This is a genomic window from Roseateles sp. (genome assembly GCF_039595595.1).
GTDB lineage: Bacteria > Pseudomonadota > Gammaproteobacteria > Burkholderiales > Burkholderiaceae_C > Roseateles.
Map to the genome: position 1 here is coordinate 107,485 of NZ_JBCNLG010000004.1, position 24,287 is coordinate 131,771.

A 24,287-nucleotide genomic window follows, 5' to 3' on the forward strand; every position below is an offset into this window, starting at 1 on the left:
GACGGACATGACCATGGACAAGGACATCGTGCTGGCGGAGCCGCGCGGCTTCTGCGCCGGCGTGGACCGCGCGATCGAGATCGTCGAGCGCGCGCTGAAGAAGTTCGGCGCGCCGATCTACGTGCGGCACGAGATCGTGCACAACACCTATGTCGTCAACGACCTGAAGGCCAAGGGCGCGATCTTCATCGAGGACCTGGCCGAGGTCCCGGCCGGCGCGACGCTGGTGTTCTCGGCGCACGGCGTCAGCCAGGCGGTGCGCAAGGAGGCGCAGGCGCGCGGCTTCCAGATCTTCGACGCGACCTGTCCGCTGGTGACCAAGGTCCACGTCGAGGTCGCCAAGCTGCATCGCGAGGGCTACGAGTTCATCATGATCGGCCACAAGGGCCACCCCGAGGTCGAGGGCACGATGGGCCAGCTCAGCGACGGGATCTACCTGGTCGAGGAAGCCGCCGACGTGCCGCATGTGCGGGTCAACAACCCGTCCAAGCTGGCGGTGGTGACGCAGACCACGCTGAGCGTGGACGACGCGGCCGAGATCCTGGCGGCGGTGAAGCGGCACTTCCCCCAGATCCGCGAGCCCAAGAAGCAGGACATCTGCTATGCCACGCAGAACCGCCAGGACGCGGTGAAGGTGCTGGCACCGCAGGTCGAGGTGGTGATCGTGGTCGGCAGCCCGACCAGTTCCAACAGCAACCGCCTGCGCGAACTGGCCGAGCGGCTGGGCACGCCGGCCTACATGGTGGATGCCGCCGAGGACGTGAAGGCCGAGTGGCTGGACGGCCGCTCCCGGGTGGGCCTGACGGCGGGGGCCTCGGCGCCCGACGTGCTGGTGCAGGCGGTCATCGCCCGGCTGCGCGAGCTGGGCGCCACGACGGTGCGCACGCTGCCGGGCGTCGAGGAGCATGTGCGCTTCCCGCTGCCGATGGGCCTGGGCGACAAGTCGATGGCCGAGGTCACCAGCGATCGATCTTGATCGCCGCGCGGTCCGGCCCCGTCCGGGCCGGCCGCTGACCTCCGGCTGACACATCCCCCCATGCGATCGCCAACGCCCCCCGGAAAGGGGAGGCCGCTGGCGCAGAACACGAAAGACACATCCCCATGCTGGACATCACCCTGCTGCGCAAGGACCTGGACGCCGTCATCGAGCGCCTGCAACTGCGCAAGAACCCGCAACCGTTCCTGGACGTCGAGCGCTTCAAGGCGCTGGAGGCCGATCGCAAGCGCCTGCAGACCCGCACCGAGGAGCTGCAGGCCCGGCGCAACCAGCTCTCCAAGCAGATTGGCGTGCTCAAGGGCAAGGGCGAGGACGCCAGCGCCGTGATGACCGAAGTGGCCGGCATCGGCGACGAACTGAAGGCCGGCGCCGAGCGGCTGGACGCCATCCAGGTCGAGCTCAACGCGATGCTGATGGGCGTGCCCAACCTGCCGGACGCCAGCGTCCCGGCCGGCGCGGACGAGACCGGCAACGTCGAGGTGCGCCGCTGGGGCCAGCCGCGCGCCTTCGATTTCGCGATCAAGGATCACGTCGACCTGGGCGCCCCGCTGGGCCTGGACTTCGAGATGGGCGCCAAGCTGTCGGGCTCGCGCTTCGCCTTCCTGAAGGGACCGGCCGCGCGGCTGCACCGGGCGCTCGCGCAATTCATGCTGGACATGCAGACGCAGCAGCACGGCTACACGGAGTGCTACACGCCCTACATCGTCAACCGCGAGATCCTGGAGGGCACCGGACAGTTGCCCAAGTTCAAGGAAGACATGTTCTGGGTGCTGCGCGGCGGTGACGACGAGGCGCAAGAGCAATACCTGATCTCCACCTCCGAAATCTCGCTGACCAACACCGTGCGCGAGAGCGTGCTCAAGGCCGAGGATCTGCCCATCAAGCTGACGGCGCACAGCCCGTGCTTCCGCTCGGAGGCCGGATCGGCCGGCCGCGACACCCGCGGCCTGATCCGCCAGCACCAGTTCGACAAGGTCGAGATGGTCCGCATCGAGCAGCCCGAGCACAGCATGGCCGCGCTGGAGGAGATGACCGCTCACGCCGAGGCCGTGCTGCAGAAGCTGGACCTGCCGTACCGCACGATGCTGCTGTGCGCGGGCGACATGGGCTTCGGCTCGACCAAGACCTATGACCTGGAGGTCTGGCTGCCGGCGCAGAACACCTACCGCGAGATCAGCTCGTGCTCCAACATGGGTGCCTTCCAGGCGCGACGCATGCTCGCGCGCTTCAAGAACGCGGAGGGCAAGAACGAGCTCGTGCATACGCTCAACGGCTCGGGGCTGGCGGTGGGGCGCACGCTGGTGGCGGTGCTGGAGAACTACCAGCAGGCCGACGGCAGCATCGCGGTGCCGCAGGCGCTGCGTCCATACCTGGGCGGCCAGGATGTTTTGCGCGCCTGACGCACGCATCTGCCATTGGCGCAGGAATTTCTTGTGCCGAAGCCAAAAAGCTCGCTATACTCTTAGGCTTACTCGCTAACAACCACAGCGGGCACCGAATTCGGAGAGGTGGCAGAGTGGTTGAATGTACCTGACTCGAAATCAGGCGGACGGAAACGTCTCGGGGGTTCGAATCCCCCCCTCTCCTCCAAAGAAACAAGCCCCTGGCAATTTGCCAGGGGCTTTTTTCATTCCTCCGCAAAATACGCCATCCGTGTTTGGCGTGAGAACGGCGGTAAGGATCCGGAAAGTCGATCCACGGCACGATGCCGGCAAGATCTTCGCGCTCAGGGCGCCCCTGCGCATCGTCACTGTGAGAAACCCCGGATATGCCCTTCGCGACGCCCGCGTGGCTGAGTAGCCTGACCCTGAAGGTGATGCTGGCCTACGTGGCCGGCGTGCTGTTGACCGTCGCCACCCTGGCGCTGGTCTTCAACGGCGTGACCACGCTGCGCGGGCCGCTGTTCTTCGACGAGGACATCACCGAGTTCGCCGAGGAGCTCGGCGAGAACCTGCACTTCGATGCTTCGGGCACGCCGGTCGGCCTCGCCGATGACGAGCGGGGCCGCGAATGGCTCTACCGCGCGCTCAAGGACGACCTGGCCTACCGGGTGCTCGACGCTTCGGGCCGGGTCGTGATCGAGCCCACTCCGGCCAATCCGATCTGGCTGGCGGCGGGCGAGGGCGCTCGCGCGCTGCGCCCGGGTCAGTTCGAGTTCGCCCACGCCGGCCAGCGCATGCACGGCGCGACCGAGGTGGTGCGGCACCAGGGCCGCACCTGGTATCTGCAGCTGGCCGGCAGCGCGCGGCTGTTCGAACTCTTCCGCCTGGACTTCGCGCTGCCGTTCATGGGCATGGGCATGGTGCTGTTCAGCTCGGTGATGCTGCTGCTGTTCGGCGTGTGCGTGTTCGTGATGCTCAAGCGGGTGCTCAAGCCGCTGCGCGAGGTCTCGGCGACCGCGGCGGCGATCTCGCCGCGCTGGCTGCACGCGCGGCTCCAGGTCGATCGCGTCCCGTCGGAGATCGTGCCGCTGGTGGAAAGCTTCAACCGGGTGCTGGAACGGCTCGAGCGCGGCTATCGCGTGCAGCAGGAGTTCCTGGCGATGGCCGCGCATGAATTGAAGACGCCGCTGGCGCTGATCCGGGCCCAGGTGGAGTTCATGGAGAAGGGGCTGGTGGACGACTCGCTGCTGCAGGACGTCGAGCACATGACGCGGCAGGTGCAGCAACTGCTGTTGCTGGCCGAGGCCTGCGAGGTGCGCAACTACCAGTTCCAGCCGACCGACATGGCCGCCGCCGCGCGGGAGACCATCGGCTACCTGCGCCGGATGGCCGACACGCTGGGCGTCGAGGTCGAACTCCACGCGAGCGGCGAGGACATGATCTGGCATGCGGATCGCGGCGCGGTGTTCACGCTGCTGAAGAACCTGCTGGAGAACGCGCTGCAGCATGCGCCGGCGGGCAGCCGGCTGAGCGTCGAGGTGGGCGGGAGCGCAGTCTCCGTGCGCGATCGCGGTCCGGGCGTGACGCCGGAGCAGTTGTCGCGGATGTTCGGGCGGTTCTGGCGCGGCGCCCACCGGCGCGACCATGGCGCGGGGCTGGGGCTGGCGATCTGTCAGGAGATCGCGGACGCCCACGGCTGGACGCTGTCGGCCGAGCGCGAGTCGCCCGGCCTGCGCATGGTGGTGGCCCGTCCCGACGACGGGACCTGAGCCTCAAAACGCCTGCGGCGAGGACAGCGTCATCGGCAGGGTGGCCGGGGCCAGCCCCCATTCAAGGGGGAGTCGTACGATCACCGAATCTTCACCTTGCCGCTCTTTGAGGGGTATCGCACACTGGCTCGAATGCCCCCCGCAATCGCTTTCAAAGAGGCACCCCTGGCCAGCGACGGCTCGTCTCTTCACGGACGGCCCATCACGCGCCGCCTGGCGCTGCGCACATTGGGCATCATGGCCGCCGGCATCGGGACTGTCCGGGCGGCGCAACGCCCGCGCGTGATCCGCGCGCTCGTGGAATCGTGGGCACCCTACCTGGTCCCCGGCGCCGACGGCACGATGCGCGGCCTGGATGCCGATCTGCTCCAGGCCATCTGCAAGCAGGCGGGCTTCCAGCTCAATTGGGTCCGCGGACCGCAGCAATGGCGTCGGCGGCGCCTTCGTGAACTGCAGAACGACCAGTTCGACGTGATCTTCTCGGCCACCCCGGCACGGGAGCACGACCAAGTGGTGCTGTACAGCCGCCCCTATCGCAACGAGGCCTTCATGGTCGCCGCGGCGGACCGGCGCGATGCCCGGCTCGACCGTCTGAAGGGCTTTGAGGACGTGCTGCGGCGCCGCGTCCCGCTGCTGCACGTGGACGCCTTCCGGCTCGGCGCGGACTTCGAGAGCTGGCGGCCCCGGCTTGCCGAGGCCGGCCTGCTGATCCCCTACCAGACCGCGCGGCAGGGTCTGGACATGATGCGGCTCGGCCGGGCGCCGTTGATCCTGGGCGACGAGCTCGAACTGACGGCGCAGGCGAAGCTTTCCGGCCAGCGGCTGCGCCGCCAGGCCTTCGGCGACAGCGTGCAGCCGGTGAGCCTGATGCTGAGCCGGCGCCGCCTCGACGAGGCCGACGTCGCGCGCCTGGACCAGGCGATCCACGCGCTCGAGCAGCGCGGCAGGCTGGCGGCGATCCGCCGCCGCTACGGCGCGGCCTGAAGCCGGGGACGCGCCGGCCGCTGCGGTCCGCCTTGAGCCGCGTCATGCGCCGGTGGCAGACTCAGCGCTCATTCCATTGCAGGAGCGGCGATGAGCGATTCCTTCGATGCCATCGTGATTGGCGCGGGGCAGGCGGGGCCCGCGCTCGCCGAGCGCATGTCGCGCGAGGGCTGGCGCGTCGCGGTCGTCGAGCGTTCGCGCGTGGGCGGGACCTGCGTCAACACCGGCTGCATCCCGACCAAGGCGATGGTCGCCAGCGCCCATGCGGCCTGGGTCGTGCGCGAGGCCGCCCGCTGGGGCGTGCGGCCGCCCGAGCGCTTCGAGGTCGATGTCCCGGCGATCATCGCGCGCAAGGAGCGCATCTCCGGCCAGTCGCGTCAGAACGTCGAGCAATGGCTGCGCGGCATGCCCGGGGTCGAACTGGTCCTGGGCCATGCGCGCTTCGAGGACCCGCACACCATCGAGGTCGCCGGCCGGCGCCTGCGCACCGACCGCTTCTTCCTGAATGTCGGCGGACGGCCGGCGCAGCCCGGCGTCGAGGGCCTGGACTCCGTGCCCTGGCTCACCAACGCCTCGATCATGCGGCTGAGCGAACTGCCCCGGCACCTGGTCGTCGTCGGCGGCAGCTACATCGGGCTGGAATTCGCGCAGATGTTCCGGCGCTTCGGCTCCGAGGTGACCGTCGTGCAGCGCGGCGCGCAACTGGTGCCGCGCGAGGACCCCGATGTCGCCGAGGCGCTGCGCGGCCTGCTCGAACGCGAGGGCCTGACGATCCGCACCGGTGCCGAATGCGTGCGCCTCGCGCCAGCGCAGGAGGGCGTCGCCGTGCGGGTGAACTGCCAGACGGGCGAGCCCGAGGTGCGCGGCAGCCATGTGCTGATCGCCACCGGCCGCCGGCCCAACACCGACGACCTGGGCCTGGACCGCGCGGGCGTGACGCTCGATGAACGCGGCAACGTCGCCGTCGACGACCGGCTGCGAAGCAGCGCGCCGCACATCTGGGCGCTCGGCGATTGCAACGGCCGCGGCGCGTTCACGCACACCGCGTGGAACGACTTCGAGGTCACCGCGGCGAATCTCTTCGAAGGCGCTGATCGCGGCGTCGGCGGCCGCGTCGTGACCTATGCGCTGTACACCGACCCGCCGCTGGCGCGCATTGGTCTGGGCGAACGCGAGCTGCGCGCCAGTGGCCGGCCCGCGTTGATCGGCACGCGGCCAATGACGCGTGTGGGCCGCGCGATCGAGAAGGGCGAGACCGAAGGCTTCATCAAGATCCTCGTCGACGCGGAGTCGAAGGCGATCCTGGGGGCGACGGTGCTGGGCGTCGACGGCGACGAGGCGGTGCAGTCGCTGCTCGATGCGATCGCGTCCCGGCGGCCTTACACCGAGGTGCTCACCGGCGGCGTGCGCATCCATCCGACCGTCAGCGAGTTGCTGCCGACGGTGCTGCAGTCGCTCAAGCCGCTCGACCCCGCGTGAGGCTGCGTGAGGCCGCGTGGTGCCACGTGACACCGCGCGAGGCCTTCCGAGCGGTTTGAGGCCGCTCGATCGGCGCTGCCGCGGGTATGGGGCTTGCCGAACGCGTTGACCGCCCGTCGGGCGGTCGCGAAAGGCGCTCCATGATCCGTCCCGGTCCACGACCCGCCACCGCCACGCCGGCATCGACATCGGCGCTTCACGTCGTGGAGATCGTCGGCGCGCTGCCGCCGGACGGCGAGGGCGCGCCGCTGCTGGTGGCGCGTCTCGTCGAGCGGCTCGGCGCCGGCGATGGCTTCCGCTTCACGGTGCTGTGTCCGGCCGAGGGCCCCTACGCGGAGCAACTGCGCGCGCTGGGCGCGGAGACGGTCGTGGTGCCGATGCCCGACGATCCCGCGTGGCACGCGATCCAGGTGCTGGTGGGGCTCATCCGCAACCGCCACGCGGACGTGCTGCATGCGCATCTGCCCAATGCGCACCGGCTCGCCGGGCTGGCGGGCAGCATCACGCGCACCCCGGTGCTCAGCACGGTGCAAGGCGTGCAGTTGGACATGCCGGATCTGGAGGTCCACCGCCTGGTCGCAAGCCAGCTCAGCGTCGTCAGCGAGGCGGCCTACTTCCATGCCGTGGGCCTGGGCATCGCGTCGGAGCGCATCAGCCTGGAGCCCTTCGACGCCGCTGACGAGGCTCATGCCCAGGCCGGCAGCCTCGATGCGCTGGGGGAGCGCCTGCGCGCACTGGCGCGGCCGCCTGCGGCGCAGCCATCGGGGCCGCCAGCGTCCGCGCCGCGCGCGCCCTTCACGCCTGTGAGCCCGGTGACCCCCGTCTCGCCGGTGGTGCCGATGACGCCGACGACGCCGATGAGCGCGGCGGCGCCGGTGGCGATCCGCGCGGAGCTCGATGAACTCGAGCCTTCCCGCCCATCGAACGCGACGCGGCGGGGTTAGGCGGCGCCAAGGCGAGACGCAGCGCGGGTATCGGGTTTGCCCGTAGTCTTTCGCAGGGCGATCCGCTCGGCGTGACGCGATGCGATGCGACGCGACCCGCGGCCGCTCCCGGCACGACCTCAATCCTCAGCTTTCAGGAGATCCTCATGAACCCCCGTTCCAAGATCACCACCGTGGCGATGGCGATTGCACTGGCTTCCGGCGTCGGCTTCCTGCATGCCCAAAGCGGCGGGCAGGGCGGCAGCTCGGGCTCGGTGGGCGCGCGCGATCAGACCAACGATCCGCTGTCCAACAACAACAACCAGAACAACCCGCCGCGGACCAACAGCTCGACCAGCGCGACGCCCGCGGCCAATCCGGGCACGGGCCAGCCCGCCGGCACGCAGGGTACGCAGGACATGCAGAACACGCAGCCCGCGACCAGCAGCCAATACAACGGCAACAACACCACCACCGAGCAGCGGCAGGATCCCAACGTCCGCACGCCAGTCGCGCCGATGCCGCAGGACAACTCGTCTTCGATGAACAACGGCACGCCGAGCGATTCGTCGATGAATAGCGACAACGCCAACCGCGACAGCACGCTGCCGGCGCGCGCCGACCGCAACTGATCAGCGCGCCGTCCGCCGCGCCAGCCAGACGCCGACCGCCACCAGCGCCATGCCCGCCATGGCCGGAGCGGTCAGCGTCTCGCCGAACAGCGCCCAGGCGATCAGCGCGGTGGCCGGCGGCGTCAGGTAGAAGAGGCTGGCGACATTGACCGCGCTGCCGCGGCGGATCAGCAGGTTGAGCAGGCTGACCGCGCCCAGCGACAGCACGAGCACCAGCCAGGCCAGCGCGAAGACGAACTGGCCGGTCCAGTGCACGCGCATCGTCTCGGTCATCGCGGCGATCGCGCCGGTGACCACGAGGCTGGGCACGAACTGGATGACCGAGCCGGTGCGCAGGTCGAAGGAAGGGCAGAACTTCTTCTGGTAGAGCGTGCCGGCGGTAATGCCGATGAGCGCGATCACCGCGGGCGCCAGCATCGCGGCGAGGGCGCCGCCCGGGACGGCTGCGACCTTCTGCGCGACGACCAGTCCCACCCCCGCGAAGCCCAGCGCCAGGCCCAGCCATTGCATCGGCTGGATGCGCTCGCCGAGGAAGGCGCGCGCGCCGAGCGCGGTCACCAGCGGCTGCAGGCCGACGACCAGCGCGGTGATGCCCGCCGGCAGACCATGGCCGATCGCGGTGAACACGCCGCCGAGGTACACGCCGTGGACCAGCAGCCCCGTGACCGCGATGTGGCCGAAGGCGGCGGGCGAGCGCGGCCAGGGCGCGCGCAGCAGCAGGACCACCGGCAGCATCAGCGCGATCACCGCGGCATAGCGCCAGGCGAGGAAGGTCAGCGGCTCGGCGTCGGGCAGGCCGAACTTGGCGCCGATGAAGCCGGTGCTCCACACGGCGACGAAGAGCAGCGGCAGCAGCTCCTGGATCGAATGGGCGCGCGCGGCGCCGGGCGTGGCTGGCGTGGTCGAAGGCGAAGGCGAGGGCGATGCGGAGGGCGGGCTCATGGGCCCCGATGCTACCGAGCCGCGATGGGGGCCGGCGCGTCCCAGCCGCCGCCAAACGCCCGGAAGGCGGCGACTGCCGCGCGTGCGTGGGCCGCGTCGAGCTGCGCCAGCTGGTCGCGCGCGCCGAGCAGCAGCCGGTCTTCCTGCAGCACCTCGATCAGGCTGGCGGCGCCGCCCTTGTAGGCATCCTCCGCCGCGTCGCGCGCGAGCTGATGCGCGCGGACTTCCTGCGTGAGATCGCCGCGCTGCTGCTCCAGCTCGGAGAGGCTGACGATCGCGTTTTCGACGTCCTCGGTGGCACGCAGCATGCGCAGGCGCACTTGCGCGAGCGACTCGGCGCGCGCGCCATGGGCCTGAGCGACTTCGGCGTCGACGCGGCCGAAGTCGAACAGACGCCAGTGCAGCCCGAGCAGCGCCTGTGGCTGGAAAGCCGCCGCCGACAGCAGCCCGCCATTCAGGCTCGATGCGCCGAGCACGCCGCCGAGCGTCAGGCGCGGGTAGTACTCGGCCGTGGCGACGTCGATGCGCGCCTGGCTCGCGTCGAGCTGACGCTCCGCGGCGATGACATCGGGGCGGCGGCGCATCAGCGCCGCGGGGGTGAGGTCCGCGGGCAGCGACGGCACGAGGTAGGGGGACGAACGCGTGACGCCCGGTTCGGCAGGCGCGGCGGCGCGCGGCGCCTCGGGTGTGTCCGCGATCAGCTTCGCCGCGTAGGTGCCGGCCTGCTCGCCCATCAACACGTCCAGCCGATGCAACTGCTGCGACAGCTCGGTGCGCAGCGGTGCCAGCGTGCCGCGCGCCTGAAGCTGCAGCGCCTGGGCCTCCGCGACTTCGCGCTGCGCCGCCAGGCCGCCGTTGAAGCGGTCCTCGATCAGCCGCAGCAACTGGGACTGGTTGCGCAGATGCGCCTCGGCGACGGCGATGCGAGCCTGCGCGCCGCGCACGCGGAAGTAGGCATCGGCGGCTTCGGCCGCGACGGTCACGCGCGCGCCCATGCGCGCCGCCTCGGCGGCCTGCCATTCGGCGATGGCGGCTGTCTCGCCCTGGCGCAGGCCGCCGGCCAGATCCGCTTCCCAGCTCGCGCCGATGCCGAGCGTCTGCAGCGTCTGCTCGCGCTCGTAACCGGGAAAGCCGTGTGCGAGCTTGCCTTCGGGGCTCTTCAGCGATTGGCGCTGATGCAGCAACTGGCCTTGCAGCAGGCCCTGCGGCAGGCGATTCGCGCCGGCGCCCTGTGCCGCGGCGCGCGCCTGTTCGGTGCGGGCCAGCGCGATGGCGAGGTCCAGGTTCTGGTCGAGCGCGCGCTGGACGATGGCGCTCAATGCCGGATCGTCGAAGCCTTGCCACCAGGCGGCGAGTACTGCGGGCGAGTCGCCGGTCTGGCGCTGCGCGATCAGCGCCTGGCCGGCGAATTGCTCGTCGAGCGCGCGCGGGCGGCCGGCCGGATCGGTCATCGGCGCGCAAGCGGCAAGCGCAGCCGCCAGCATGGCGCTGAGCGCCAGATTCAGCGAAGCGGCGCGCCGTGGCAGGCGGACAGCGGAGGACAGCGGGAGCGTCATGGTGGAACTCCAGGAAGTGCGGCGCGAAGCGAGGGGAGGGCGTGCAAGCTCAATGGGCATCGGCGGAAGGGGCGGATGGCGGCGTGATCCTGCGCAGCAGCGGCACGAACAGCAGTGCCGCGACGAAGCAGACCATCACGAGCAGGAAGGCGTCGGAGAAGGTCATCGTCAGCGCCTCGCGGTAGGTCAGGGACCAGAGCTGGCGCAGCGCCGCGGTGGCCGCTTCGCCAGAAGGCAGCGAGGACAGCGGCGCGCCGGCGGACGCGAGGAAGCCGCTCATCGCCTCGTTGCCGTCATGCAGGCGCTCGGCCAGGCGCTGGAAGTGCAGGTTGGTGCGATCGTTGAGCACCGTCGCGCAGGCCGCGATGCCGATGGCGCCGCCCAGGTTGCGCATCAGGTTGAACAGCCCCGAGGCCAGCTTGAGCCGCGCCGGCGGCAGCGCGCCGAGCGCCAGCGTCACCACCGGCGGCACGCTGAGCTGCTGCGCCATGCCGCGCAGCGCCTGCGGCAGCAGCAGCTGATGCGCGCCCCAGTCGTGCGTGATCGGCATGAACTCCCACATCGAGAGCGCGAACAGCGCCAGACCCGCGAAGAGGATCCAGCGCAGATCGAAGCGGCTGGCGAGGAAGGCATAGAGCGGGATGCTCATCACCTGGAACACGCCGGTCGAGAACACGGCCAGGCCGATGTCCAGCGCGCCGTAGCCGCGCACGCGGCCGAGGAACAGCGGCGTGAGGTAGATGGTGGCGAAGATGCCGATGCCGGTGATGAACGAGAACAGGCTGCCGAGCGCGAAGTTGCGGTCCTTGAGCGCGCGCAGGTCCACGATGGGCCGCGCGACGGTCAGGCTGCGCGCGATGAAGGCGATGCCGCTCAGCGCGGCGGTCCAGGCGGTGATGGCGATGGTCGTGTCGCCGAACCAGTTCCAGCGCGGGCCTTCCTCGAGCGTGTACTCGAGGCAGCCCAGGAACACCGCGAGCAGCGCCATCGACAGGTAGTCGGCGCCCTTGAGCAGCGAGAGGTCGGGCTTGTCCACGCGCACCATCAGCGGCACGACGACGGTGACCACGAGGCCGGGCAGCAGGTTGATGTAGAAGAGCCACTGCCACGACAGCATGTCGGTGATCCAGCCGCCGACCACCGGTCCGAGCGTCGGCGCCAGCGAGGCGATGGCGCCGATGGTGGCCGCGGCGATGACGCGCTGCTTCCCGTCGAAGTACATGAAGGCGGTGGTGAAGACCATCGGGATCATGGAGCCGCCGAGGAAGCCCTGCAGCGCGCGGAAGGCGATCATGCTCTGGATGTTCCAGGCCAGGCCGCACAGCAGGCTGGTCAGCGTGAAGCCCAGCGCCGAGGCGGCGAACAGCCAGCGCGTGGACATCACGCTGGCGAGCCAGCCCGACAGCGGGATGACGATGATCTCGGCGATCAGGTAGCTGGTCTGGACCCAGGTCGTGTCGTCGGCGCCGGCGGAGAGGCCGCCGCCAATGTCGCGCAGCGAGGCCGAGACGATCTGGATGTCCAGCAGCGCGATGAACATGCCGATGCACATGGTCGCGAAGGCGAGCACCTTGTCGCGCGTGCTCAGCTGGGCGACGGGGATGACGTCGTTGGACCAGAAGGCGGGACGCGCGCGTTGCGGCATCGATGCTGGCGCCGGCGAGGACACGGAGGCGGCGGGCGCGGCGCTCATGGCAGGCTCGCGGTCTTGGTGGCGGGGGCGGCGCTGCCGGCGGCGGTGTCGACCTCGACCACGACGGACAGTCCGGGGCGCAGCCGGCCGAGGCGGTCATCCGCGGCGTCGAGCTGGATGCGCACCGGCACGCGCTGGACGATCTTGGTGAAGTTGCCGGTGGCGTTCTCGGCCGGCAGCACGCTGAACTGCGCGCCCGTCGCGGGCGCCAGGCTGCCGAGCCGTCCGTGCATCACGACGCCGGGCCAGGCGTCGGCGCGGATGCGCACGGGCTGTCCGGCCTGCATGCGGGCGAGCTGGTCTTCCTTGAAGTTGGCATCGACCCAGAGGCCCTGCGCGGGGACGACCGACATCAGCGGCGTGCCGACGCCGACGTAGGTGCCCAGCCGCGCCTTGCGGTTGCCGATGTAGCCGTCGCGCGGCGCGCGCAGTTCGGTGTAGCCGACGTTGAGACGCGCGAGTTCGCGCTCGGCGCGGGCCTGATCGAGCGCGGCCTGGGCCTGGCGCTTCTGCGTCGCGATGACGTCGAGCTGGCGCTCCGCGGCGAGTTGCTCGGCACGGGCGCGGGCGGAGCCGGCCTGCGCGGTCTTGAAGGCGGCCTCGGCGCGCTGGCTGCTCTCGACCGAGACGGCCGAGCGCCGCACCAGGTCCTGATGGCGCGCGAAGTCGTCGCGGGCGCGCTGTTCCTCGGCGGAGGCGGCAGCGACGCCGGCGCTGGCCTTGGCGATCACCGCCTGCTGCAGCGCGGCGCTCGCGGCGAGGTTGGCGATGGCGGCCTCCTGCGCCTGGACGGCGCCGGTGGCGCGCTGCAGCGCGGCGTCGTAGTCGCGCGCGTCGATGCGGGCCAGCAGCTCGCCGGCGCGCACGAACTGGTTGTCGGTGACCGGCAGCTCCGCGATGTAGCCGCCGACCTTCGCGCCGACCACGGTGACGTCGCCGCCGACGTAGGCGTCGTCGGTCTCTTCATGGAAGCGGCCGGTGGTCCACCAGTGGGCGCCATAGGCCCCGGCCGCGAGCACGGCGGCGGTCAGCGCGGCCCACGACAGCGCGGTGCGGCCGAACGGCTTGCGCGAGCCGGCGGAGGAAGCGGGAGGGATGGAAGGAGCGGAAGGAACGGAAGGAACGGGTGCCGGGGAAGCGGCCGTGGCGGTGGAGTCGGGGGAAGGGGCGGTCATGGCGGAGCTCCGGCATCGAGGGCCCGCCGGGGCGGCGGGTGATGGAGCGGACTATAGGAACGTCACTTTCATGATGGAAGTGACTGGCGGCGGAATGCACCATTCCAGATTCGTCAACTGACTTCCATGATGGAAGTCAGAGAGAATCGCGGGGCAACCCAAGGAGGCCGCCGATGCGCCGCACGAGTTTTGAGGAGATGGCCTGCCCGGTGGCGCGCACGGCCGACATGCTGGGCGACAGCTGGAGCGTGCTGATCCTGCGCGAGGTGTTCTACGGGCATCACCGCTTCGACGAGTTCGTGAGCGAGCTCGGCATTGCGTCCAACACGCTGACGCGGCGGCTGGCGGAGCTGGTGGACCGGGGCCTGCTGGAGAAGCGGCCCTACAGCGAAAAGCCGCCGCGCTTCGAGTACGTGCTGACGCCCAAGGGGCGCGATTTCCGGCCGGTGATGCTGACGATGCTGAATTGGGGCAACCGGCACGCGGCGCTGAAGGGCAAGCCGATGCGGCTCATCGACACGGAGACCGGCGAGCCGGTGGAGCTGCAACTGATCGATGCCCGCACGGGCAAGGCGATCGGGCCGCAGCACAAGGTGGAGCGCCGCTCGGCCGCGCCGCGGCGCGTCGAGCTGTTTGACTTCGATGGGGAAGTGAAGGACGAGGCGGACGAATGAACGTGGAGCGCGAAGGCGTCGCAGGCACTGTCAGTTCGCGAGTTCGACTTGGTCCAAGTTGCACTTGGAACCATTGCCGCCGGGCTGCGTGTAGGTGATCTTGTGAACGCGTTTGCCGGATAGGTACGCGGCCATCAAGGTGGCGTACAACCCCTTTTTGTCGCTCGTGATGTACGCAACGTCCCAGATGCATTGCTGTGCGAATGGCTCGTGGAAATTTACGTAGTAGTCCGTGCCTTGAGCGGCGATCAACTTGATCCCCTTGTCGGTCTCAGTGAACTGTGGCGTTGTCTGGGCAATCAGTTGTGTGGGACCGCCTATTGCAGCCGCGGCAACGGCGGTGAAGAGAATGGATTTGGCTAGGCAGAGGTTTGCGCCGTCGCGTCGAATACTCATCAGGTTCTCCCTCGTTAGGTGCGCCGGATCTTCGCAGATTTGATACCGGGAGGTATCCGGTGTCCGAGAGTGGAAGGGCCAAAGGACCTCGACGTCTCAGCGCTGCACGAGCGCCAGCTTCGCGCCTAGGCCGACGAAGGCGGCGGCGAATCCGCGGCGCATCCACTGGAGCACGCGCGGCCGCGCGAGTACGCAGTCGCGCACTGCGGCGGCGAAGACGCCGTAGACCGCGAAGACGGCGAAGGTCATCGCCATGAAGACGAGGGAGAGCTCGACCATCAGGTGGGTTGGACGCGGCTCGTCGCGGGCGATGAACTGCGGCAGGAAAGCCAGGAAGAAGATCGAGAGCTTGGGGTTGAGCAGGTTCACGAGCACCGCGTGGACGACGATCTCGCGCGCGGTGCGAGGCGGGCTCGTGGCGTCGATGGCGAGGGCGCCGCGCTCCTGGAGCGACATCCAGGCCATGTAGAGCAGGTAGGCGACGCCGGCGTACTTGACGGCGTCGAAGGCGACGGCGCTGGCGTGCAGCAGCGCGGCCAGGCCGGTGATGGCGGCCAGCATGTGCGGGACGATGCCGAGCGTGCAGCCGAAGGCGGCGATCAGCGAGGCGCGTGCGCCGCTGGACAGGCCGGCGGCGAGCGTCACCAGCGCGCCGGTGCCCGGCGAGGCGACGACGATCAGCGAGGTGATCAGGAACTCGGGGTTGGCGAGGGAGGCGAAGGGCACGGCGGACCTCGATGCGGTGGTTGCGGAGAGGTCATGGTCGTGGCGCGAGGGGCGGCGCGTCTTGGACGAAATTGCAGGGCCGGGAGGCTCAGCGCAGGGCGGCCGCGTAGACGCCGGGCGGGATGCCGAAGCAGCGGACGAAGTGGCGCGTGAGGTGGCTCTGGTCGCAGAAGCCGCTGGCGGCGGCGGCCTCGGCGAGCGGGGTGCCCAGGCCGATGAGGCGGCGCGCGCGCTGAAGGCGGCGCTGGACGAGATAGGCATGCGGCGGCAGGCCGGTCGCGCGGGTGAAGGTGCGCAGGAACTGGAAGCGGCTCAGGCCGGCTTCGCGGGCGAGGTCGGCGAGGCTCACCGGGGAGGCGAGGTCGTCATCGAGACGGGCGCGAGCGGCGGCGATGCCGGAAGGGATCGCGGTCGGCGCTGGCGCGCGGGGATGGAGCAGGCTTTGGAGCAACAGCAGGAGCGCCGAGTCGACGCCCAGCGTGTCGGTCGAGGCGGCGGGGGCTGAGGCCGTCGCGCGGAAGAGCGCCTCGAAGCGGGCGGCGATGCGGGTGTCGTGGAGGGTGGGGTGGTGGAACTCGACATCGAGGCCGGGATGGTCTTCGGCGATGTCGGCCAGGAGGTTCAGCACGAGCTCCGGCGAGAGGTAGAGCATTCGCCAGGCGCGGCCGTGATCGCCGATGGGCAGGCCGTCGTGGACCTCGCCCGGGTTGACGGTGATGAGGTCGCCCGGACCGGCTTCGACGATGCCGCGGCCGCTGGCGGACTTCTGCGCGCCGCGATCGATCAGGCCGATGCCGAACTCGTCGTGGATGTGACGGGAGAAGGCGCGCGCGGTGTCGGCGCGGACGATGTCGACGCCGGGAAGCGGGCAGGGGAGGCGGGTGAAGGCGGCGCCGCGAGGGGCGGAGTCAGCGGCCATCGAGGAGTTCCAGCGTGCGTGGATCGGGCTGGCCATCGTAGAAGCGCTCGAGGGCGTCGAGGAAGAGGGCGTCGTTGCCGGAGGCTCGCGCGAAGAGCGTCAGCGAGGAGCGGAACTTCATGGCGTCGACGTGGCCGAGGATCTGTTCGGCGGATCGGGTGCGGTGCGAGGTCATCAGCGTCACGCATTCGCGAAGACGCGGGCCGAGGACGGGGTGGGCCAGATAGGCGACGGCTTCATCGAGGGATTCGACGCCGTAGAACTGGGCCGTGCTGCTGAGGCCCAGGCCGCGGAGCTGCGGGAAGAAGTACCACATCCAGTGGCTGACCTTGCGACCGCGCTTGAGCTCGTCGAGGACGTCGGCGAGCTGCGGGGACTGGGCGGTGAGGAAGCGGTCGAGGTCGAAGGGGGCCGGCATGGCGGTCGCGGATGGGGCTGGGATTCCGGAGACTCTAGCAAGGGGGACGCCTGAATCGGAGGGAACCCATTCGGTGGGAGGTATCCCCCTGATGGCGGTGGTTCTCCTCAGGATTGATGAAACTCCGCAAGCCTTTGAGGGTTCCTCCGATGCGCCCCACGCCGCGACTCTTCCAGACTGAAGTTTTCAAAGGGAGGAGGCCCATATGGCTCAGATCATTTCTCGGCGTTTGCTCGTGCTGGGCGGATTGCTCGCGCTCGGCATCGGATCGGCGGAAGCCAAAGGCCGCCGGGGCGGTGGAGGGCGAGGCGGCAGTCGCGGTGGCCGTGGAGGCGGAGGCGGTGGTAATAGCGGCGATTGCGGCTCGCGCGGAGGACCGTGAGGGCCTCGCGATAAGAACGGGAAATGTCCGGGGTGGAGGAAGTGAACCGCCCCGGGCCTCTGGGTGCGCATGACGGCGTCTCAACGGGCCGTGATGGTCGATATCGCGTACCAGGTCGGTGACCCCGCTCAGTTCAAGAAGGCGCGGGCCGCACTGGCCGCAGGCAAGACCCAGGAGTTCTCTGACGAGACCCGCGTTTCCTACAGGAACAAGGCGGGCGTCATGGTCGAGGGCCCCCGGGCTCGAGAACTGCGGGCCTCAATGCTGGCCGGGGTGCCGGATTGGAACGCTAGGGTGAGCATGGCGAATCGGTAAGGCAAACCACTTAGGCACTTGCCGAAAGAAATGGTAACGTTTTGCCGGTGTTTGGGGAGACACCATGGCAAAGCCAAGAATTTTTGTTAGCTCTACCTACTTTGACCTTCGCACGGTCCGAGACGATCTAGATCGCTTTATTCGAAGCATGGGCTTTGAGCCCGTGCGTCATGAGCGCGGTCACGTCTCTTACGGAAAAGACGATGCCCCTGAGACTTACGCTTATAGGGAGATTGAGTCCTGCGAAATGCTCGTTTGCATTATTGGCGGACGCTTTGGCTCTACTTCAAAAGAAGGTCCGTACTCGATAACCCAGAAGGAGCTAAAGACGGCGCTCGAAAGAGGTAAGCAGGTCTACATTTTTGTGGAGGAGTCCGTCCACCACGAACATCGCTACTATGCCGCGAATAAGTCCGTGGTTGGCATCAAGTACACCGCTGTGGATAATGTAAAGATCCATGAATTTTTAGAGGAGATATATGCGTTGCCAAAGGGTAATCCCATATTCCAGTTTGGGGTTTCGAGCGACATCACCTCGATGCTTAGCGAACAATGGGCGGGCCTATTTCAAAGACTTCTTGTGGAGAACTCAATTCGGTCCCACGCAACGCTGATAGACGAGCTTCAGCGGAGTCTTCAGACGGTCGGACAGCTAGTGCAGTTTCTGACCGAAGAGAAGGGTAAGGGTGACAAAGCGATCAATGAGATTCTCTTCGCGAGTCACCCCATTTTCGAAGATCTTCGTAAGAAGCTTCGAAATAAGTATCGAATTTACTTCTCCAATGTTGCCGAAATGAAAGAATGGCTAGAGGCTGCAAAGAGCTTCGAGGAGGAGCTCTTTTCTATGGAGACTGAATATTATGAGTTTGTTAAGGAGTATCCGGTTAGAAATAGGGTTGAGATCCAAACATTGCTGATCAGTCGACAATTATTCGAGGACGATGGCCGACTCATCCCGCGCGCGCCGGGCGATTGGAACGATCAATTGGTGCAGGTGCGAAGGGAGACAAAGAAGTCTGACAATAGTGCAACCAATATTGAGGACGAGATTCCATTCTAGGTCGCGTGCTGCAACGGCCTGCCCGGGTCGAGTGGACGGCTCCGCATGGTAGGTTGAGAAACTTATTCGCCCGGGAGCAGCTTGTCTAATGGGAATCCGATTTCCCCCTCGTTCTGCCGGTATTCCTTCTTGAGGAACTCGAAGAACTGCGTGAGGTAGACGTAGTGCTCCTCATGCTCGGACCGGTCGCGGATGGTCTCGCTTCGAAGCAAACCTTCTTGGTAGAGAACGGCGTCGCGGACAGCAGTCATGAGCAGCGCCGCGTAGGGATTCGGGATCGTGATCATGCGGCTTCCTTGATGGCATTCACAGCGAGTTGGTTCAAGAGCATCTTGAACTGGTCCAGCGGCATGTCATGCGCTGGAGCGATGGTGTAGTGGGTGGAGCCCAATCGCGCGTTGAAATTGTCTTTCACGATAGCCAGGCCGTTCGGCAGCACGGTCCCAGCCGAAATGCGGTAATACGACCAGTCCTTTCCGGGCGGCACGCCGGCCTTGTCGAAGGTGCTGATGCCTCTCGGGCTCTTCGCGACGGTGACCCACTTGCTGCCGCCACGATTCACGATGTCGATGTCAGGCGAGCGGATGCGGCCAGCCGAGTAGACAACGACTTCCTCAATGAGGTCGAACAGACCGCCACCCTTTTTGGCGTGAAGGCCGCGCCAGAGATTCACCGGCACCTTGCCGTCGAAGTAGTTGTGATCCTCTCCTAAGGAACGAAGCACATCCTTCAAGGTGGTAACGCTCATCTGTTGCTCCCAGCACGGTTGAAGGAACAGTGTGGGCGGGATGGCGCGGCTCCCGAAGTGACCTAAGTCCTTCGCGTGGCGAAGCCGGAGAGGCGTTTGAAGGGGCCTCTATTTCGTTGATGCGACGCCCGCGAGCTACTCATGGCATCGCCGGGGCGTCGTTGTGCAGCATGTGATCTACGCCTGATACTCCGCGTCCATACGTGAAGGATCGAAAGCAAGGCTGCCCAGGCATCGGTCATGGCCGACCGTCAACTCGCTGACTGGGCCTTGGCATAGCATGGCTGCCCGGGTTTTCCGATGTCGGCAAGGCGAAGACGATATGGTTCTGGGAGGTCAAGTGATTCAGCGCGTGCTCCTCGCCTGCGCGATGCTGGCGAGTTCCTCAGCCGGGCTGCGCTGGCTGCTGTTGTTCTGGACGCCTCGATGCAATGAGGAATGTGCAGCGCCCACGTTGGTCGGCATGTACGGCCTCGTCCTGGTCGCGGCGGTCACGACGCTGGCTCTGGCGGGCTCGGTCGCGCTGGGACGCTTGGCGGTCGGGAGAGGAGCGGTGGTCTACGTCACGGCGGCCATCGTTGTGGCGCTCGTCGCTGCGGTGATCACGCCGTAGACGGAAGCGAGCAATCCGCCTGGACGCAGTTTTCGCCGCAGGTTCCACAAACGAAAAAACCGCCTCCCGGCGGTTTTCACTTGAATGAGGTTGACGAGCCTTACCCTCGGCACTGGTCACAACGGTTAGGGCTGCTTGGTTCCCCACCTGACCCGGTTGGCCGCGCTTCCATGCGAGGAGGCCCGTCGGGGGCGGATTCTAGCCGAGCTTTCGAGGCCCTCCGGACCAGCCTCCCCCTCGCTCACATCTCCACACGCTCTCGCGTGCGAACACCGCCGCCTCGCCGTGGACTCACCGTCCGCGTTTGTGGTTAAATCCGCCCCACGCTTCGAGGGCCAGCCCTCCAAGTCCATCGCCGATTTACCAACTACTTGCGGGCGATTCACAAATGCGGCTAAAGCGTTGCGGCTCCGACTGCCCCCGGGCCGGCAAACGCCGGTGATCTCTGTGGGCTCTCGGAGTTTTTTCATGTCCGCTCGTCTGGCTCAGTTCGACTCGCTGCTGACCCGCCGCCGCGCCGCTCGCGCCACCACCGCGCCCGCCCAGCCCCTGCGCACCCTGCGCGATCCCTGGGGCGAGCCGGTCGCCGAGTTCTCCCGCTTCCCCTCCGACCTCGAGCTGCTCAAGGCCGCCCATCGCCTGCACGGCGACGACTGGATCGGCCCGCTCGCGGACGACGCTCACGCCCAGCGCCTGAATGCCGTCTGGCGCCTCGCGCTGCTGCGCGCCGATCGCCATGGCCAGGCGCGCGTGTCGCGCGAGGTCGGCCCCCAATGGATCAGCGCCCCTCACGCCGCGCGGCCCGGCGAGCGTCCCGCCGAGCTGCGCCGCGCGCTCCTGGCCGCGGCCGTCCGTCAGCTCTGGCAATCGGGCTGGAAGCTGGTCGGCTGATCCGCGCGCGAGCGGGGCGCTCGTCCCGCTTGCCATCACGCCGACGCAAGCCGCTCCGACAACCACGCCTCGGTCGCGTAAGGGAAGGCGATCGCCGGCGCTCTCAGTTCGGCGAAACGATCCCGCAGCGCGCGCAGCCGTTCCGCGACCACGTGCCGCTCCGCCTCCGGCAGCGACGCGATGAAGCTCACCGACAGGATCCGGTCGATCACGACCTGATCGAAAGTCCCCACGTGGCTGTGCGGCAGCACCGTCCGCCGCAGCGGCCCGAACAGCGACTGCCCCTCGAAAGGCTGCTTCCACGTCCCCTTGTAGAAGCGCGGCGCATCACCCTCATAGGGGGTGATGATCTCGGTGATCGCGGCGACCCAGTCGCGGGACTCGTCCCTCACGTTCCACACCAGCCCCAGCACGCCGCCCGGCCGCAGCACGCGATGCATCTCGCGCAGCGCTTGCGCGTTCGCGAACCAATGAAAGGCCTGTGCGCAGACGACCACGTCCGCCGCACCATCCTCCAGCGGTATCGCCTCCGCCGTGCCACCGAGCGCCCGCACGTCAGGCAGGCTTTCCGCGAGCCGCGCCCGCATCGCGTCAACCGGCTCGACCGCCGTGATCGCCGCCCCCGTGCGCGCCAGCAGCTTGGTGAACTTGCCGGTGCCCGCGCCAAGGTCGACGACGCGCGCGCCCTCGCGGACACCGAGCGTCGCGCTCAACCATCCGGCGAGTGCCTCCGGGTATTCCGGGCGGCCACGCTGGTAGCTGTCCGAGGCGCTGGTGTAGCCGCGCTGCGCGGCGTCGTGGATGGGGCGGGGCGAGGTCATCGGTCCATGCTACGCCTGGCATGGCTCGCCGGCGTCAAGGCCATGTGGGCGTGGCGTGCGCGCGGGTGACTCAGAGCCCGAGCAAGACCTGGCGCGTCATCGACACCGCCACGACATAGGCCAGCGCGACCAGCGCCAGCAGATAGCCGATCACGCGGAACTCCCCGCGTCCGATGCCCCAGTGCCCGAGCGCGAAGTAGGCGCCAAGCGCGATGAATTTCGCCGTCATCCAGGGCTCGTAGCGCGGGTCGTAGTGCATGGCGCCCCAGAGGCTCAGCCCGGAGACGACGATCAGCACATGGCTGCTGAACACGAGCGTGCGCAACCGCTCGTCCATCACCCAGACCGCGCCGAACTGATGCGCCAGGCCCCGCACCAGGAACAGCCCGACGCTGCACCACGCGAGCAGCGCATGCATCTTGACCATCGGGACATAGAACCAGTCCATGAGCGCGGAGCTTCGTCACCCGGCCGGGGGATGTCAATCCGGGGAACGCGGGGCAGGGCCACACGGACCCAGCGATCTCCCTCGAAAGTGGGCCCACTTCAAACCCCCCGCCGCCAACCACTTTGAGTCATGGCAAGACGCGCCGCGCTTTCGAGAATGAGCGCCTTCCATCGACGTGGGTCGGTGAGTCGAAAGGTCGTGAAGATGGTTGACCAAGTGGAATGCAAGCCGAGCGGCACGCTGGCCGCGTCGGGCAGGGAGGCGGAGTGGCCGCACTACCGCTGGGTGCGGGTCGACAGCAAGTCCCAGGCGCCTTACAAGTTTCATCCTTGCTTCAATCCGTGCTCGCCGCATGAATGGCCGTACGACCTGCAGGCGTTGCAAGGAACGGAAGACTGGGATGACATCGTTGGTTGGTATCTGGAGCGGCACCCGACCCTGTCCCGCGAGGACGTTCTCAGCTTCGCTCAGGAAGTGATCCGATGCGCGCAAGGCCGTCAACTCAGCGTGGGTGTCTGCAATGACCCTGAGCTGGCTCAACTGAGCCTCTCGTTCACCCTCTGGGGCTACTCGGCGGAAGGGCAGTACGGCCTGGAGTCTCCGGAAGTGCGATCGATCGATCGCATCTGGTTCTCGGTCCCGGCATACAAGCGGCTGTTCGGAGACGTCAGCGTGAACGTGCGGCATTGCGCTTTCGAGGACCGGTTTCGTTCCGCGGGGAGCTGATCCATGCACCAATTCAATCCGGACGAAACGTTCGAGGTCGCCGAGCATCTCGTGACGAGGGAGGGCGAAGGCAATCGCCGCAGCGCGGTATCGCGCGCCTATTACGCTGTGTTCCTCTTGGCGCGCGACTTGGCGGAGATTGAAGACAGGAGTGCGGACGTCCACCAACGAACGCTGCAGCATTACATGAGCCTCGGAGAGAAACAGATCGCCAAGGATCTTCGATTCCTGCGGGACTGTCGCAATGAGGCCGACTATTCGACCAGGCGTTTCTTCACTCGACGTGAGCGCGATGAAGCGATGCGGCGATCAAGGCTTGTCAGGGCTGCTTTGAAGATGCTCGCCGGCCGACTCGACTATTGGCAAGCCGCGACATGCTGATGCTTCATCCACTCTGCCGCGCGGAGATCAATGCGACGAAGGGCGCCATAGCGCCCTTCATTCCCTCAAGACCCGGCCCCGCTCAGCGCAATTGCAGGTCATCGTCTCCGAATCGGATGTTCAGCGGCTCGATCAGCAACTGCTTCTCTCCGTCCTCGACACGGCCGGCGTCCCAGGCCTCGATGCCGCAGGACTTGGCGATCTCCACCACCTTCGCCGCCTGATCGGCCTTCACGAAGATCGCGAAACCCGCGCCCATGTTCAGCGTCGAATAGGCCTCGCGGTCGTCCTGCTGCGCATGCTCCTGCATGAACTTCAGCACCGGCGTCACCGGCGGCACCGTGTGGATGCGGTAGGTGAACTTGCCGGGATGCCGCAGCAGCTTGCGCCAGCCGTGGCCCGTGATGTTCGCGCAGTAGTGCGGCGTGATGCCGGCCTTGTACAGCGCCTCGGTCACCGGCGAGTACAGCGTCGTCGGCGCCAGCAGCGCATCACCGTAGGTCAGGCCCGGCTGGACTTCGGTCAGGTAGCCCTGGGGCAGACGCTCGGTCAGCTTGCGCGCCAGACTCAGGCCATTGGCGTGGATGCCCGACGAGGCCAGCAGCACGATCGCGTCGCCCGCGCCCAGCTTGTCGCCCACCGACAGCCTTTCTTTCGGGTTGATCAGTCCGGTGCAGGACGCCGCCAGGTCGATGCGGCCGCCCTCGACGATGCCCGCCAGCGCCGGCGTCTCGCCGCCACCCCAGGCCACCTGGCACACGTCGCAGGCCTTCTTCCATCCCGCCACCAGCGCCTGCGCGCGCTGCGCGTCGCCAAACCAGTCCGAACCGCCGGCGGCCCAGTAGGCCTGCACCACCAGCGGCGTCGCGCCCACCGTGATCAGGTCGTTCACCGCCATCGCGATCGTGTCCTGCGCGATGCCGTCGTAGTAGCTCTTGCCGGTCAGCGTCGCCATCTCGTCGGCCACCAGCGTCTTGGTCCCCAGGCATTCCACGATCGAGGCGATGTAGAAGGGCCCCACATCCACCACGTATGCCGATTCGCCCCGCGACGCCTTCACCTCGGTGAAGCCATGCGCGCTCATGTGGACGGCCGTGGCGGCCGCGGCGCGCTGGGCGCTGATCTTCAGCGGATCGATCAGGTCGTAATTGACGCCGGCCTGTTCATAGCTCAGCGTGCCGGAGGAAGGATCGTGCGGGGCATGGGTGCTCATGGGCGCGGATTATCCGTCAGCGCC

At 67.9% G+C, this 24,287-nt stretch carries 26 protein-coding genes, 1 tRNA gene and 1 other RNA gene; 14 read left to right on the forward strand and 14 right to left on the reverse strand.

What is annotated here, in order from left to right:
• Window positions 1-7 precede the first annotated feature (7 nt).
• The 8 genes from ispH (at window position 8) to ABDW61_RS07570 (ending at window position 8,166) form a co-directional block, all read left to right on the forward strand.
• Entirely contained in the window at window positions 8-976 is a 969-nt protein-coding gene (gene ispH, locus ABDW61_RS07535; RefSeq protein WP_343637964.1) for a 4-hydroxy-3-methylbut-2-enyl diphosphate reductase, read from the forward strand.
• A gap of 125 nt (window positions 977-1,101) precedes the next feature.
• Window positions 1,102-2,397, forward strand: a complete 1,296-nt coding sequence (gene serS, locus ABDW61_RS07540) for a serine--tRNA ligase (RefSeq protein WP_343637775.1) — start codon at window positions 1,102-1,104, stop codon at window positions 2,395-2,397.
• 102 nt (window positions 2,398-2,499) lie between these two features.
• Window positions 2,500-2,587, forward strand: a tRNA-Ser gene (locus ABDW61_RS07545).
• 178 nt (window positions 2,588-2,765) lie between these two features.
• Complete coding sequence (locus ABDW61_RS07550; RefSeq protein ID WP_343637777.1) at window positions 2,766-4,148, forward strand: ATP-binding protein; 1,383 nt, start codon at window positions 2,766-2,768, stop codon at window positions 4,146-4,148.
• A 237-nt stretch (window positions 4,149-4,385) separates the two neighbouring features.
• The gene (locus ABDW61_RS07555) at window positions 4,386-5,132 is read left to right on the forward strand and encodes a transporter substrate-binding domain-containing protein (RefSeq protein WP_343637779.1); all 747 of its coding nucleotides are present in this window, start codon (window positions 4,386-4,388) and stop codon (window positions 5,130-5,132) included.
• A 90-nt stretch (window positions 5,133-5,222) separates the two neighbouring features.
• Entirely contained in the window at window positions 5,223-6,611 is a 1,389-nt protein-coding gene (locus tag ABDW61_RS07560; protein WP_343637781.1) for an FAD-containing oxidoreductase, read from the forward strand.
• Between the two features lie 140 nt (window positions 6,612-6,751).
• Window positions 6,752-7,555 carry a glycosyltransferase gene (locus ABDW61_RS07565; RefSeq protein WP_343637783.1) on the forward strand — a complete coding sequence of 268 codons (804 nt, stop codon included), beginning with the start codon at window positions 6,752-6,754 and terminating at the stop codon, window positions 7,553-7,555.
• Window positions 7,556-7,701: 146 nt separating this feature from the next.
• Complete coding sequence (locus ABDW61_RS07570; protein ID WP_343637785.1) at window positions 7,702-8,166, forward strand: hypothetical protein; 465 nt, start codon at window positions 7,702-7,704, stop codon at window positions 8,164-8,166.
• On the opposite strand, the gene ABDW61_RS07575 is transcribed toward ABDW61_RS07570, so the two are convergent.
• Genes ABDW61_RS07575 through ABDW61_RS07590 form a run of 4 tightly spaced genes read right to left on the reverse strand, consistent with a single transcriptional unit; the run spans window position 8,167 to window position 13,532 of the window.
• Window positions 8,167-9,108 carry a DMT family transporter gene (locus tag ABDW61_RS07575; protein ID WP_343637787.1) on the reverse strand — a complete coding sequence of 314 codons (942 nt, stop codon included), beginning with the start codon at window positions 9,106-9,108 and terminating at the stop codon, window positions 8,167-8,169.
• Between the two features lie 11 nt (window positions 9,109-9,119).
• Window positions 9,120-10,664, reverse strand: coding sequence for an efflux transporter outer membrane subunit (locus ABDW61_RS07580; RefSeq protein WP_343637789.1), 1,545 nt, complete (start codon window positions 10,662-10,664; stop codon window positions 9,120-9,122).
• Window positions 10,665-10,713: 49 nt separating this feature from the next.
• The gene (locus tag ABDW61_RS07585) at window positions 10,714-12,309 is read right to left on the reverse strand and encodes a DHA2 family efflux MFS transporter permease subunit (RefSeq protein WP_343637965.1); all 1,596 of its coding nucleotides are present in this window, start codon (window positions 12,307-12,309) and stop codon (window positions 10,714-10,716) included.
• 44 nt (window positions 12,310-12,353) lie between these two features.
• Complete coding sequence (locus tag ABDW61_RS07590; protein WP_343637791.1) at window positions 12,354-13,532, reverse strand: HlyD family secretion protein; 1,179 nt, start codon at window positions 13,530-13,532, stop codon at window positions 12,354-12,356.
• Window positions 13,533-13,705: 173 nt separating this feature from the next.
• On the opposite strand from ABDW61_RS07590, the gene ABDW61_RS07595 reads away from it, so the two are divergent.
• On the forward strand, window positions 13,706-14,206 hold the full coding sequence (locus ABDW61_RS07595; RefSeq protein WP_343637793.1) for a helix-turn-helix domain-containing protein: 501 nt from the start codon (window positions 13,706-13,708) through the stop codon (window positions 14,204-14,206).
• A 30-nt stretch (window positions 14,207-14,236) separates the two neighbouring features.
• On the opposite strand, the gene ABDW61_RS07600 is transcribed toward ABDW61_RS07595, so the two are convergent.
• The 4 genes from ABDW61_RS07600 to ABDW61_RS07615 all read right to left on the reverse strand — a co-directional run bounded on the left by ABDW61_RS07600 (window position 14,237) and on the right by ABDW61_RS07615 (window position 16,665).
• Complete coding sequence (locus ABDW61_RS07600; protein ID WP_343637795.1) at window positions 14,237-14,602, reverse strand: hypothetical protein; 366 nt, start codon at window positions 14,600-14,602, stop codon at window positions 14,237-14,239.
• A gap of 96 nt (window positions 14,603-14,698) precedes the next feature.
• The gene (locus ABDW61_RS07605; protein ID WP_343637797.1) at window positions 14,699-15,328 is read right to left on the reverse strand and encodes a LysE family translocator; all 630 of its coding nucleotides are present in this window, start codon (window positions 15,326-15,328) and stop codon (window positions 14,699-14,701) included.
• Window positions 15,329-15,416: 88 nt separating this feature from the next.
• Complete coding sequence (locus ABDW61_RS07610) at window positions 15,417-16,247, reverse strand: AraC family transcriptional regulator (RefSeq protein WP_343637799.1); 831 nt, start codon at window positions 16,245-16,247, stop codon at window positions 15,417-15,419.
• Complete coding sequence (locus tag ABDW61_RS07615) at window positions 16,237-16,665, reverse strand: DUF1810 domain-containing protein (RefSeq protein ID WP_343637801.1); 429 nt, start codon at window positions 16,663-16,665, stop codon at window positions 16,237-16,239. Before ABDW61_RS07615 ends, ABDW61_RS07610 begins: the two co-directional genes overlap by 11 nt.
• A 761-nt stretch (window positions 16,666-17,426) precedes the next feature.
• Here ABDW61_RS07615 and ABDW61_RS07620 point away from each other — a divergent pair.
• Complete coding sequence (locus ABDW61_RS07620) at window positions 17,427-18,422, forward strand: DUF4062 domain-containing protein (protein WP_343637803.1); 996 nt, start codon at window positions 17,427-17,429, stop codon at window positions 18,420-18,422.
• Between the two features lie 62 nt (window positions 18,423-18,484).
• On the opposite strand, the gene ABDW61_RS07625 is transcribed toward ABDW61_RS07620, so the two are convergent.
• The gene (locus ABDW61_RS07625; protein ID WP_343637804.1) at window positions 18,485-18,709 is read right to left on the reverse strand and encodes a hypothetical protein; all 225 of its coding nucleotides are present in this window, start codon (window positions 18,707-18,709) and stop codon (window positions 18,485-18,487) included.
• The gene (locus ABDW61_RS07630) at window positions 18,706-19,170 is read right to left on the reverse strand and encodes a hypothetical protein (protein WP_343637806.1); all 465 of its coding nucleotides are present in this window, start codon (window positions 19,168-19,170) and stop codon (window positions 18,706-18,708) included. The genes ABDW61_RS07625 and ABDW61_RS07630 overlap by 4 nt, the downstream gene beginning before the upstream one ends.
• Before the next feature lie 340 nt (window positions 19,171-19,510).
• Between ABDW61_RS07630 and ABDW61_RS07635 the strand changes: the two genes are divergently transcribed.
• Window positions 19,511-19,783 (forward strand): hypothetical protein, encoded by a 273-nt coding sequence (locus ABDW61_RS07635; RefSeq protein WP_343637808.1) that lies wholly within the window; start codon window positions 19,511-19,513, stop codon window positions 19,781-19,783.
• An 89-nt stretch (window positions 19,784-19,872) separates the two neighbouring features.
• On the opposite strand, the gene ffs is transcribed toward ABDW61_RS07635, so the two are convergent.
• An RNA gene (ffs, locus tag ABDW61_RS07640) (signal recognition particle sRNA small type) lies at window positions 19,873-19,970 on the reverse strand.
• A gap of 281 nt (window positions 19,971-20,251) precedes the next feature.
• Between ffs and ABDW61_RS07645 the strand changes: the two genes are divergently transcribed.
• Window positions 20,252-20,674, forward strand: a complete 423-nt coding sequence (locus ABDW61_RS07645) for a hypothetical protein (protein ID WP_343637810.1) — start codon at window positions 20,252-20,254, stop codon at window positions 20,672-20,674.
• Between the two features lie 35 nt (window positions 20,675-20,709).
• Here ABDW61_RS07645 and ABDW61_RS07650 read toward each other — a convergent pair whose 3' ends face one another.
• Both ABDW61_RS07650 and ABDW61_RS07655 read right to left on the reverse strand, forming a co-directional pair.
• The gene (locus tag ABDW61_RS07650) at window positions 20,710-21,495 is read right to left on the reverse strand and encodes a methyltransferase domain-containing protein (protein ID WP_343637812.1); all 786 of its coding nucleotides are present in this window, start codon (window positions 21,493-21,495) and stop codon (window positions 20,710-20,712) included.
• A gap of 70 nt (window positions 21,496-21,565) precedes the next feature.
• Window positions 21,566-21,943, reverse strand: coding sequence for a SirB2 family protein (locus tag ABDW61_RS07655; protein WP_343637814.1), 378 nt, complete (start codon window positions 21,941-21,943; stop codon window positions 21,566-21,568).
• Between the two features lie 198 nt (window positions 21,944-22,141).
• Here ABDW61_RS07655 and ABDW61_RS07660 point away from each other — a divergent pair, with 198 nt between their 5' ends.
• A complete protein-coding gene (locus ABDW61_RS07660; protein ID WP_343637816.1) occupies window positions 22,142-22,669 on the forward strand; it encodes a hypothetical protein in 528 nt (175 codons plus the stop codon).
• A gap of 3 nt (window positions 22,670-22,672) precedes the next feature.
• Window positions 22,673-23,050: a HEPN domain-containing protein gene (locus tag ABDW61_RS07665; RefSeq protein WP_343637819.1), complete on the forward strand. Its 378-nt coding sequence runs from the start codon at window positions 22,673-22,675 to the stop codon at window positions 23,048-23,050.
• An 82-nt stretch (window positions 23,051-23,132) separates the two neighbouring features.
• Here ABDW61_RS07665 and ABDW61_RS07670 read toward each other — a convergent pair whose 3' ends face one another.
• The gene (locus tag ABDW61_RS07670; RefSeq protein WP_343637821.1) at window positions 23,133-24,263 is read right to left on the reverse strand and encodes an AIR synthase-related protein; all 1,131 of its coding nucleotides are present in this window, start codon (window positions 24,261-24,263) and stop codon (window positions 23,133-23,135) included.
• Between the last annotated feature and the right edge of the window lie 24 nt (window positions 24,264-24,287).